General features: G+C 64.2%; 11 protein-coding genes. 6 read left to right on the forward strand and 5 right to left on the reverse strand.

The annotated features are described in order from the left end of the window. Nucleotides 1-52: 52 nt before the first annotated feature. From C3F42_RS19310 to C3F42_RS19320, 3 genes are read right to left on the reverse strand one after another with little or no spacing between them, the layout of a single operon-like run. Nucleotides 53-325: an oxidative damage protection protein gene (locus tag C3F42_RS19310; protein ID WP_011536185.1), complete on the reverse strand. Its 273-nt coding sequence runs from the start codon at nucleotides 323-325 to the stop codon at nucleotides 53-55. Continuing rightward, nucleotides 322-1,389 (reverse strand): A/G-specific adenine glycosylase, encoded by a 1,068-nt coding sequence (mutY, locus tag C3F42_RS19315; RefSeq protein WP_038706988.1) that lies wholly within the window; start codon nucleotides 1,387-1,389, stop codon nucleotides 322-324. Before mutY ends, C3F42_RS19310 begins: the two co-directional genes overlap by 4 nt. Continuing rightward, complete coding sequence (locus C3F42_RS19320; protein ID WP_094011001.1) at nucleotides 1,386-3,635, reverse strand: AsmA family protein; 2,250 nt, start codon at nucleotides 3,633-3,635, stop codon at nucleotides 1,386-1,388. The genes mutY and C3F42_RS19320 overlap by 4 nt, the downstream gene beginning before the upstream one ends. 421 nt (nucleotides 3,636-4,056) lie before the next feature. On the opposite strand from C3F42_RS19320, the gene C3F42_RS19325 reads away from it, so the two are divergent. The 6 genes from C3F42_RS19325 to hisF all read left to right on the forward strand — a co-directional run bounded on the left by C3F42_RS19325 (nucleotide 4,057) and on the right by hisF (nucleotide 8,979). Further along, nucleotides 4,057-5,715: an OFA family MFS transporter gene (locus tag C3F42_RS19325; protein ID WP_046853801.1), complete on the forward strand. Its 1,659-nt coding sequence runs from the start codon at nucleotides 4,057-4,059 to the stop codon at nucleotides 5,713-5,715. A gap of 225 nt (nucleotides 5,716-5,940) precedes the next feature. Further along, nucleotides 5,941-6,534, forward strand: a complete 594-nt coding sequence (gene hisB, locus C3F42_RS19330) for an imidazoleglycerol-phosphate dehydratase HisB (RefSeq protein WP_028688464.1) — start codon at nucleotides 5,941-5,943, stop codon at nucleotides 6,532-6,534. Further along, on the forward strand, nucleotides 6,535-7,173 hold the full coding sequence (gene hisH / locus C3F42_RS19335; protein WP_046853802.1) for an imidazole glycerol phosphate synthase subunit HisH: 639 nt from the start codon (nucleotides 6,535-6,537) through the stop codon (nucleotides 7,171-7,173). Beyond that, the gene (locus tag C3F42_RS19340; protein WP_023629859.1) at nucleotides 7,174-7,434 is read left to right on the forward strand and encodes a DUF2164 domain-containing protein; all 261 of its coding nucleotides are present in this window, start codon (nucleotides 7,174-7,176) and stop codon (nucleotides 7,432-7,434) included. Nucleotides 7,435-7,461: 27 nt separating this feature from the next. Beyond that, nucleotides 7,462-8,199, forward strand: coding sequence for a 1-(5-phosphoribosyl)-5-[(5-phosphoribosylamino)methylideneamino]imidazole-4-carboxamide isomerase (hisA, locus tag C3F42_RS19345; RefSeq protein ID WP_094011002.1), 738 nt, complete (start codon nucleotides 7,462-7,464; stop codon nucleotides 8,197-8,199). Nucleotides 8,200-8,208: 9 nt separating this feature from the next. Further along, nucleotides 8,209-8,979, forward strand: coding sequence for an imidazole glycerol phosphate synthase subunit HisF (gene hisF, locus C3F42_RS19350; protein WP_023629858.1), 771 nt, complete (start codon nucleotides 8,209-8,211; stop codon nucleotides 8,977-8,979). Nucleotides 8,980-9,015: 36 nt separating this feature from the next. On the opposite strand, the gene choV is transcribed toward hisF, so the two are convergent. Next, on the reverse strand, nucleotides 9,016-10,194 hold the full coding sequence (choV, locus tag C3F42_RS19355) for a choline ABC transporter ATP-binding protein (protein ID WP_023629857.1): 1,179 nt from the start codon (nucleotides 10,192-10,194) through the stop codon (nucleotides 9,016-9,018). Then, nucleotides 10,191-11,039 carry a choline ABC transporter permease subunit gene (choW, locus tag C3F42_RS19360; RefSeq protein WP_172402369.1) on the reverse strand — a complete coding sequence of 283 codons (849 nt, stop codon included), beginning with the start codon at nucleotides 11,037-11,039 and terminating at the stop codon, nucleotides 10,191-10,193. Before choW ends, choV begins: the two co-directional genes overlap by 4 nt. Nucleotides 11,040-11,046 lie beyond the last annotated feature (7 nt).

Below are 11,046 nucleotides of genomic sequence, written 5' to 3' on the forward strand. Positions count from 1 at the left end.
ACGACTTTTTCAAAAAAATTTAAATTAATTCCGTCGGTTACGTTTTCTGGGGTCAATTCGAGGGTGGAACGTAGCCTTCGGCCTGGGCGTAGTCTTCACCGGCGAAGAACTTGTCCATCTCGGCCTGGATGAATTTGCGGTCCTCGGCATTCATCATGTTCAGGCGCTTCTCGTTGATCAGCATGGTCTGGTGGTCCTGCCACTCCTTCCAGGCCTTCTGCGAGATGTGCTCGAAGATGTCCTGGCCCTTGGCGCCCGGGTAGGGTGGGCGGTCGAGGCCTGGGAGTTCTTCGTTGTACTTGCGGCACTTCACGGTGCGGGTCATCGCTTCTCTCCTGCAATCAGTTCGTCGGCCGCGCGTTGCAGCAGCTTCTTGACCGGGGCGGCGAGGCCCAGGCGCGGCGGGGTGGCGAGGTTATACCAGAGCCAGTCGGGCTCGGCCACGTGCGCGCCGAGGGGGTCGACACGCACCAGCCATGGCTCGATGGCCAGCTGGAAATGGCTGAAGGTGTGGGTCAGTCCGTCGAGCGCCTGGCTGCCGGCCAGGCGCAGGCCGTGCTGGTAGGCGAGGTCTTCGAGCTGCTCGAGGCTGTCCAGCTCCGGCAGGCTCCACAGGCCGCCCCACAGGCCGGTGGAGGGCCGACGATAGAGCAGGATCGCGCCTTCGTGGTTGGTCAGCAGCGGCATCAGGGTCTTGCGCTGGGGCAGGGCCTTGCGCGGCTTGGGCTCGGGGTAGCGGGTCTCTTCGCCGTGCAGGTGCGCTTCGCAACCGCGTTGCAACGGGCAGATCAGGCAGCTGGGCTTGCTGCGCGTGCACAGCGTCGCGCCCATGTCCATCATCGCCTGGGTGTAGTGGTTGGCCCGGGTCATCGGTGTGAAGCGCTCGGCGCTGGCCCACAGCTGGTTGGCCACCTTCGGCTCGCCCGGGTACCCGGCCTGGGCGGTGAAGCGGGCCAGTACGCGCTTGACGTTGCCGTCGAGGATCGGCGCGCGGATGCCCATGCTGATGCTGGCGATGGCCCCGGCGGTGGAGCGGCCGATACCGGGCAGCTCGGTGAGCTGCTCGACGCTGCGCGGGAACTCGCCGCCATGTCGCTCGACGACGATCTTAGCGGCCTTTTGCAGGTTACGGGCACGGGTGTAGTAGCCCAGGCCCGTCCACAGGTGCAGCACCTCGTCCTCCGGCGCCTCGGCCAGCGCCTGCACGGTGGGCAGGGCCTGCATGAAGCGGTCGAAGTAGTTGAGCACGGTGCTGACCTGGGTCTGCTGCAACATGATTTCAGACACCCACACCCGATACGGGGTGATGCCCTGTTGCCAGGGCAGGTCATGCCGACCGTGCTGGTCGTACCAGTCCAGCACGGCGCTGGAGAACTGCTGGGGTGTCATCGCTTGAACAGCCCCTTCAATGCATCTTTGAGTTCAGGGCTCACCTTGTCTCCGAGTTTCTCTTCGAGCTTTTCATCGATCTTGTCCTTGAGGCGGTTGCCGGCAAGCTTGGCGGCAACCTTGCCCAGGCCGTCCTGGTCCAGGCGGCAGGCCTTGGCACCCAACTCCAGCGGGCCGCGGCAGCGCAGCGGCACTTCGACGCCGACATAGCGCTCGTTGACCTGGCAGGCCGGGTCGGGCATGGCGCGTTGGTCGCCTTCGACGACCACGCCGACGTTGTAGTCCATGCCCAGCACGCGCAGGTCGAGGTCACCGTGGCCGTTGACGGTCAGGCCCGGGATACGCACCTTGAGGTCCGGATTGCTGGCCACGCCGTTACGCATTACCAGGCTGCCGCGCAGCTCCTGGAACGGCGTGTCCTTGCCACGGGGTTCGCCGCTGAGCTGCTTGCGGTTGAGGGTGGCGATGGCCTGGCACAGTTGCTGTTCCAGGTTGGCATTGACCAGCACGCCGTCGTTGATGGTGAAGCTGGCATTGCCATTGAGCGTATCGACCAGTGCCTTCTGGCTGTTGCCGGTAGCGGTGAGGTCACTGTTCAGGGTCAGCAGGCCCTTGACCGGCGGTGCCTGTTCCGGGGATTCACGCTTGATGAAATGTTCGACTGGCACGCGGTTTATCTTGGTGTTCACGCCGATCTGCGGCACGGCAGGGCGTACATCCACGGTGCCCTTGGCCTCGAAGGTGCCGTTGTACAAGGCGCCGCGCAGGGTCTGCAGGGTGACCAGGCCGCCTTGGCCGCTGGCGGTCAGCTGCGCGTCGCTGATCGGCAGCCTGTCCAGCGTCAGGGCGCCGAACGACAGGTCGGCCTGCAGATCGAGGGCGCGCAGGCGGTCGACCGGCAGCAGCTTGTCGCTGCTCCAGGCGACTTGCGTCGGTGCGTCGGGTAGCGGCGTGGAGCCGGCGCCGGCGACGGCAGTGGCTTCCTGCTGCTTGACCTCGGCCTGGCGCGCAGCGGTGGCACCCTTGGCTTCCTCGCTCTTGGCCGGCAGGTAGCGGTCGGCGTCGAACTTGTCGCCCTTGAGGCGCACGCGCAGGGCCTGCTTGGCGAAGTCTTCCACGGCGACCCGGCCGGTGAAGGTGCTGTCGTCCAGCTTCACCGCCAGGTCTTCGAGGGCGATGCTGTTCGGCGTGCCTTGCAGGCGGGTGACCAGTTCCAGCTTCTTGAACGCTGCCGCGTCGGCGGTGGCGGGCAGCGGGTGGCCGATACCGTCGAGGAAGGTGCGCAGGTCGAACTGGGCGATGGACAGGCCGCCGCTGACCTGCGGCGTCTTGTCGAGGTCGCGCACGTTCAGCTCGCCCAGGGCGCGCAACTGGTTGGCCGAGACCTTCAGGCCGCTCCATGAGGCGACATTGGCCGCCAGGTCGACCAACACCTGGCCTTGGGCGGCGAAGGTCATGGTCTTGCCGGCCAGTGGCTCGCCCGAGGTTTCGCCAGACAGGCGCATGTCCTCGAGGTTGTAGCGCTTGAGACGCCGGTCGAAGCGCAGTTCGCCGGTCAGTTCGGTACGCGCCTTCAGGTTCGGCTGGCTGGCGCTGAGGAAGGCGCTGGCCTTGAGCGGGATGTTCACACCTTCGTGCACGGGGCCGGTGCTCAACTGAATGCTTTCTGCGCCGTAGGTCTGGCCGGCTTTCTCGTCGGTATAAAGCACGCGGGCGTTGTTGACGGTCAGGCTGTCGATATCGAGCTTGACCGAGCGCTCGCCACTTTCCGGCTTGGCAGGTTCCGTCGCTGAGCTTGCATCGGGCGTGCTTGTCGGCGCGTTGGCGATCGCCGGGTCCGGCAATGGCTTGCCGATGTCTTCCCAGTTGCCATGGCCGTTGGCATCGCGGGTCAGCGTCAGGTTGAGGCCTTCGACCCGCACGTCGCTCATCTGCACTTCACGGCGCAGCAGCGGCAGCACGCGTACAGACAGGCCGAGCATCTGCAGGTCGGCGAATGGCACCTTGGGGTTTTTCAGCGTGGCGATGCTGGCCTCGTGCAGTTCCAGGCCCAGCCAGGGGAACAGGCTCCAGCCGATGTCGCCGTTGAGGGTCAGTTCCACGTGGGCCTTGTCACGGGCCAGCTGGCGGATTTCTTCTTTGTAGTCGTTGGGATCGAATAGGTGGGTCAGGGCGAAGCCCAGCGCCACGATGATCAGCAACAACCCGAGAAGCCCCAGCCCCAGGATTTTGCCGAACGCTTTCATGGGCGAGTCCTTGTAGTCCGATTATGAATTTCAGCGGCGAGTATAGCGCTGTGGCACTTGGCTCTGCGTATCCGACATTTCGACAGTGGCAATGGCAGCAGTTCATTTATTGCTTGTCCTGGCCTCATCGCCGGCAAGCCGGCTCCCACAGCGACCGCGCAGGCCTCAAGACTTGCGTTGTCCCTGTGGGAGCCGGCTTGCTGGCGATGCAGACGCCACCGATAGCGGATTGATCGTTTCAGTTGACAAAAAAAACACGATATCAGATTGCTTTCATGTCACCCGCTGCTGGTAATCTTGCGCCCGCCCGTGGAGCCCCGCGACCCATTGTCGCGGGTGATGCCTGAAGCGGCCGGGCTGCCTTGCGTGCAGCCATACAGAGCCGTCCACGCGCACAGCCCACCTACAAAAGGATCAATCCATGAACAGCAGTATCACGGCGGGAGCGGCGGCGAGCACGCCGGGCTTCCTGTCGAAGGAGCGCATCATCGCCCGCCCGGGCTTCAACCGCTGGCTGGTGCCGCCGGCGGCCCTGGCCATTCACCTGTGCATCGGCATGGCCTATGGCTTCTCGGTGTTCTGGCTGCCGCTGTCCCAGGCCCTGGGTGTCAGCGCGCCAGTGGCCTGCGCCGCCGACATGGGCTTCGTCGCCCGTCTGTTCAGCGCCGAGTGCGACTGGCCGATCTCCATGCTCAGCTGGATCTACACCCTGTTCTTCGTGTTCCTCGGCTGCTCTGCCGCGGTACTTGGTGGCTGGTTGGAGCACGCCGGCCCGCGCAAGGCCGGCCTGGTCTCGGCACTGTGCTGGTGCGGCGGCTTGCTGATCTCGGCGATTGGCGTGAAGACCCACCAGCTGTGGTTGATGTGGCTGGGTTCGGGGGTGATCGGCGGGATCGGCCTGGGCCTTGGCTACATTTCGCCAGTGTCTACCCTGATCAAGTGGTTCCCGGACAAGCGCGGCATGGCCACCGGCATGGCGATCATGGGCTTTGGTGGAGGTGCCATGGTGGGCGCTCCTCTGGCCACCGCGCTCATGGGCCACTTCGGCAGCGCGACCGAGGTGGGCGTATGGCAGAGCTTTGTCGCCATGGCCGCGATCTACTTCGTGTTCATGACCGCGGGCGCCCTGGCCTACCGAGTGCCGCCAACCGGCTGGAAGCCCGAAGGCTGGACACCGCCGGCGAAGAAAGCCAACGCCATGGTTACCGACCGCCACGTGCATGTGAGCGTGGCCTGGAAAACCCCGCAGTTCGCCCTGGTGTGGTTGGTGCTGTGCCTGAACGTCTCGGCCGGTATCGGCATTCTCGGCATGGCTTCGCCACTGCTGCAGGAAGTGTTCGCCGGCAAGCTGCTGGGCAACGAGCTGACCTTCAGTGAGCTGAATGCCGCGCAACTGGCGCAGATTGCCGCGATTGCCGCCGGTTTCACCGGCCTGCTGAGCCTGTTCAACATCGGCGGGCGCTTCTTCTGGGCGTCGTTCTCCGACTATATCGGCCGCAAGAACACCTACTTCGCGTTCTTCGCCCTGGGCGTGGGGCTCTACAGCCTGGTGCCGAACATGGGTCACATCGGCAACGTGGCGCTGTTCGTGGCGGCCTTCTGCATCATCCTGTCGATGTACGGCGGCGGCTTCGCCACCGTGCCGGCGTACCTGGCCGACCTGTTCGGCACGCAGATGGTCGGTGCCATCCATGGTCGCCTGCTGACTGCCTGGGCGGCGGCCGGCGTACTCGGCCCGGTGCTGATCACCTACCTGCGCGAGGCGCAGCTGGCGGCGGGCGTGGAGCGGGCCGCGGCCTACGACATGACCCTGTACATCCTGGCCGGCCTGCTGGTGCTGGGGTTCATCTGCAACATGCTGGTACGCCCGGTGGCGGACAAGTACTTCATGACCGACGCCGAACTGGCGGCCGAGCGCGCGCTGAGCCATGACAAGGGCGCCGATTCCGCGCGTTCGCTGGAGTGGCACGCGGCGCCGGGCAGCCTGCCGCTGGTGCTGGTGGCCTGGGCGGTGGTGGTGATTCCGCTGGCCTGGGGGGTGTGGATCACCCTGCAGAAGACTGCGGTGCTGTTTCATTGATGGATGACACGGCTGGCTGACTGGCTGGCTTCAAGGGCCCTGTCGCGGGGCAAGTCGCATCGGCGCACCGCGATGGGGTCAACAGAAAAATCTGCTTGTATAGACCTGTAGGTCTCTCCCACCCCCGTAATTACTAGCCCTGCCATATGTCATCCGCGTTTCAAGCTGGCGCGTTCTGGGCCTATAATGGAGCCCTTTTCGCCCAATGATTTTGCGGAGCTGGTGATGGTCGAACGTAAGGCTTCCGTCGAGCGCAATACCCTGGAAACCCAGGTCAAGTGCTCGATCAACCTCGATGGCAGCGGCAAGGCCCGATTTGAAATCGGCGTGCCTTTCCTTGAACACATGCTCGACCAGATCGCTCGGCATGGGCTGATCGACCTGGACATCGAGTGCAAGGGCGACCTGCATATCGACGACCACCATACCGTCGAGGACGTCGGCATCACCCTGGGCATGGCATTCGCCCAGGCCATCGGCGACAAGAAAGGCATCTTCCGCTATGGCCATGCCTATGTGCCGCTGGACGAGGCCCTGTCGCGCGTGGTCATCGACTTCTCCGGTCGTCCGGGCCTGCAGATGCACGTGCCGTATACCCGCGCCACCGTGGGCGGCTTCGATGTCGACCTGTTCCAGGAGTTCTTCCAGGGCTTCGTCAACCATGCCCTGGTGACCCTGCATATCGACAACCTGCGTGGCCACAACACCCACCACCAGATCGAGACCGTGTTCAAGGCGTTCGGCCGCGCGCTGCGCATGGCCGTTACCCTCGACGAGCGCATGGCCGGGCAGATGCCGTCCACCAAAGGGTGCCTGTAAATGCAGACGGTAGCCGTAATCGACTATGGCATGGGCAACCTGCACTCGGTGGCCAAGGCCCTGGAGCATGTGGGCGCCGGCAAGGTGCTGGTGACCAGCGATGCCGCGGTGATTCGTGAAGCCGACCGCGTGGTGTTCCCGGGCGTCGGCGCGATCCGCGACTGCATGGCCGAGATCCGCCGCCTGGGCTTCGACAGCCTGGTGCGAGAAGTCAGCCAGGACCGCCCGTTCCTCGGCATCTGCGTAGGCATGCAGGCCCTGCTCGAGCGCAGCGAGGAAAACGACGGTGTCGACTGCATCGGCCTGTTCCCCGGCCAGGTGCGCTTTTTCGGTAAAGACCTGAAGGAAGACGGCGAGCACCTGAAGGTGCCGCACATGGGCTGGAACGAAGTCGGCCAGACCATCGACCACCCGCTGTGGCATGACATCCCCGACCGTGCGCGTTTTTACTTCGTGCACAGCTACTTCATCGAGGCCGGCAAGCCGGGCCAGGTGGTCGGTCGCGGCCACTACGGCGTCGATTTCGCCGCCGCGCTGGCCGAAGGTTCGCGCTTCGCCGTGCAGTTCCACCCGGAGAAGAGCCATACCCATGGCCTGCAGCTGCTGCAGAACTTCGTCGCCTGGGACGGGCGCTGGTAAATGAGCCGATCGAAGACCAAGGCCCCGATCATCACCCTGACCCCGGAGCAGGAGCGCGAGGCGCTCGACACGCTCAAGCGCTTTCTCGAAGACCGCTTCGAGCTGGAGCTGGGGTCGTTCGAGGTGGCCGAGGTCCTCGAGCTGTTCAGCAAAGAGATTGCACCCCATTACTACAACAGGGCGATTGCCGATGTTCAGCTGCACCTCAAGGAGCGGTTCGAGAGCATCGAAAGCGACCTGTGGGCGCTCGAGAAGCCCTGAATTCCAACGATTAGACAGGTTCCTCACATGCTGATTATCCCCGCTATCGATCTCAAGGACGGTGCCTGCGTACGCCTGCGCCAAGGCCGCATGGAAGACTCCACGGTATTTTCCGACGACCCGGTGAGCATGGCCGCCAAATGGGTCGAGGGTGGTTGCCGCCGCCTGCACCTGGTCGACCTAAACGGCGCTTTCGAAGGCCAGCCGGTCAACGGTGAAGTGGTCACGGCTATCGCCAAGCGCTATCCGACCCTGCCGATCCAGATCGGCGGTGGCATTCGCTCGCTGGAAACCATCGAGCACTACGTCAAGGCTGGTGTCAGCTACGTGATCATCGGCACCAAGGCGGTCAAGCAGCCTGAGTTCGTCGCCGAAGCGTGCAAGGCGTTCCCTGGCAAGGTCATCGTCGGCCTGGACGCCAAGGACGGTTTCGTCGCCACTGACGGCTGGGCCGAAGTGAGCAGCGTGCAGGTCATCGACCTGGCCAAGTGTTTCGAGGCCGATGGCGTCTCGGCGATCGTCTACACCGACATCGCCAAGGACGGCATGATGCAGGGCTGCAACGTGCCCTTCACCAAGGCCCTGGCCGAAGCCACGCGTATTCCGGTGATCGCCTCGGGCGGCATCCACAACCTGGGCGATATCAAGGCCCTGCTGGACGCCAAGGCACCAGGCATCATCGGCGCCATCACCGGCCGTGCCATCTACGAAGGCACCCTCGACGTCGCCGAGGCCCAGGCCTTCTGCGACAACTACCAAGGCTGAGGAGCGACCATGGCACTGGCCAAGCGCATCATCCCTTGCCTGGACGTGGATAACGGCCGGGTGGTCAAGGGCGTCAAGTTCGAGAACATCCGCGATGCCGGCGACCCGGTGGAGATCGCCCGGCGCTACGACGAGCAGGGCGCCGACGAGATCACCTTCCTCGACATCACCGCCAGCGTCGATGGCCGTGACACCACCCTGCATACCGTCGAGCGCATGGCCAGCCAGGTATTCATCCCGCTGACCGTGGGTGGTGGCGTGCGCACCGTGCAGGACATCCGCAACCTGCTCAACGCCGGTGCCGACAAGGTGTCGATCAACACCGCCGCGGTGTTCAACCCGGAGTTCGTGGGCGAGGCGGCGGACCGTTTCGGTTCGCAGTGCATCGTCGTTGCCATCGACGCCAAGAAAGTCTCCGGCCCGGGTGAAACCCCGCGCTGGGAGATCTTCACCCACGGCGGGCGCAAGCCTACCGGGCTGGATGCGGTGGAGTGGGCGAAGAAGATGGAAGGCCTGGGGGCTGGCGAGATCCTGCTTACCAGCATGGACCAGGATGGCATGAAGAATGGCTTCGACCTGGGCGTGACCCGCGCCATCAGCGATGCACTGGGGATCCCGGTGATTGCTTCCGGTGGCGTAGGCAACCTGCAGCACCTGGCCGACGGTATCCTGGAAGGGCATGCCAGCGCGGTGCTGGCGGCGAGCATCTTCCACTTTGGCGAGTACACGGTACCGGAAGCCAAGGCCTACATGGCTTCGCGCGGTATTGTCGTACGCTGAAAAAATGATTGGGGCCGCAACGCGGCCCCAATTGAATCACCCGTGATTCTTGCCGAGCAACGCGTGATACAACTCGGTATCCCCGAGTATCCCCACCACCTTGTCGTTATCCTGCAGCACTAGCTTGTTGCCGGTTTGATAACGGATCTGCAGTGCCTCGCGCATGCCGATATCGGCGTGCACCACGGTTGGCCTGCGCTCCAGCAAGCCGACGTCCTGCCCTGGCGCCCAGTTCTGCATGTCCAGGCCATTCTGGCCCTGGCGTGCGCGCTTGAGCGAGCCGCCTTCGCCAAGGTCCAGCCATGAGTCGATGCCAGGGTCCAGGCACACCGAACCGTTGACCCGCCGGCAATTGTCCAGGCTGCGCATCAGGCTGCGGCCGCACAGCACGTTGAGCGGGTTGGTGTGGGCGACGAAGGTGCGCACGTATTCGTCGGCCGGGTTGAGCACGATCTCTTCCGGCTTGCTGTACTGGATGATGCGCCCGTCCTTCATGATAGCGATGCGGCTGCCCAGTTTCAGCGCCTCGTCCAGGTCATGGCTGACGAACACGATGGTCTTGCTCAGCTTGCTCTGCAGGGCCAGCAATTCGTCCTGCAGACCCTGGCGGATCAGCGGGTCGAGTGCCGAGAATGGCTCGTCCATCAGCAGGATGTCGGCGTCCATCGCCAGCGCCCGGGCCAGGCCCACGCGCTGCTGCATGCCACCGGAGAGTTCGTCCGGTTTCTTGTTGCGCCACTGGGTCAGGCCCACCAGCTCGAGCTTTTCATCCACCAGCTTGCGCCGTTCCTTCTCTGGCCGGCCCTGCATCTCCAGGCCGAAGCTGATGTTCTCGCGCACCGTCAGCCAGGGCATCAGGGCGAACTTCTGGAACACCATGGCGATGCGCTTGGTGCGCATCATCTTTAGTTCTGCCGGGGTGCAGTGGGCGATGTCGATGTGCTTGCCTTCGTGCTCGACGAACAGCTTGCCGCGGCTCACGGTGTTGAGGCCGTTGATGCAGCGCAGCAGGCTGGACTTGCCCGAGCCGGACAGGCCCATCAGTACGCAGATCTCGCCCTTGTTGATGTCCAGGTTGGCCTTTTCGACGCCGACCACCAGGCCCGTCTGCTTGAGGATCTGCTCGCGGGTCTTGCCCTGGTCGAGCAGGGCCAGCGCCTCGCGCGGCTTGCTGGAGAAGATGACGTCGACGTCTTCGAAACGAATGATGCTCATGCCTCACCCCTTACCGGCAGCTCCGGTTGCTTGCAGATACGGTCGAGCATGATCGCCAGCAGCACGATGGCCAGGCCCGCTTCGAAGCCCAGGGAGATATCGGCGGTGTTCAGTGCGTTGACCACGGGTTTGCCCAGGCCGTCGGCGCCGACCAGGGCGGCGATCACCACCATCGACAGCGACAGCATGATGCATTGCGTCACCCCGGCGGCGATGCTCGGCATGGCGTGGGGCAGTTCGATGCGGGTCAGCAGCTGGCGGCGCGAGCAACCGAAGGCCTTGCCAGCGTCCATCAGCTCCTGCGGCACGTCGCAGATACCCAGGTAAGTCAGGCGGATGGGCGCTGCGATGGCGAATACCACGGTGGAGATCAGCCCCGGCACCACGCCCAGGCCGAACAGGGTCAGGGTCGGGATCAGGTAGACGAAGGTGGGCACGGTCTGCATCAGGTCCAGCACCGGGCGCATGGCGGTGTAGAACATCGGTTTGTGCGCGGCGGCGATGCCCAGCGGCACGCCGATGACCACGCAGACCACCGTGGCGAAGGTAACTTGCGCCAGGGTTTCCATGGTCTCCTGCCAGTAGCCCAGGTTGAGGATCAGCAGGAACGACAGGGCGACGAAGACGGTGAGCGCCCATTTGCGCTGGATCAGGTGCGCGAGGGCGGCGAACAGGGCGATGAGCACGAACGGGTTGAACCAGGTCAGGGCGCTGGTGACCCCATGGATCATGAACTCCAGGCCTGCGGCGATGGCGTCGAAGTAGCTGGCGCCATTCTGGGTCAACCATTCGACGAATGAGGCGATGTACTGCCCCAGGGGTATTTTCTGATCGATAAGCATGATAGCGAGC

The organism is Pseudomonas sp. PONIH3 (assembly GCF_002934345.1).
Classification (GTDB): Bacteria; Pseudomonadota; Gammaproteobacteria; order Pseudomonadales; family Pseudomonadaceae; genus Aquipseudomonas; species Aquipseudomonas soli.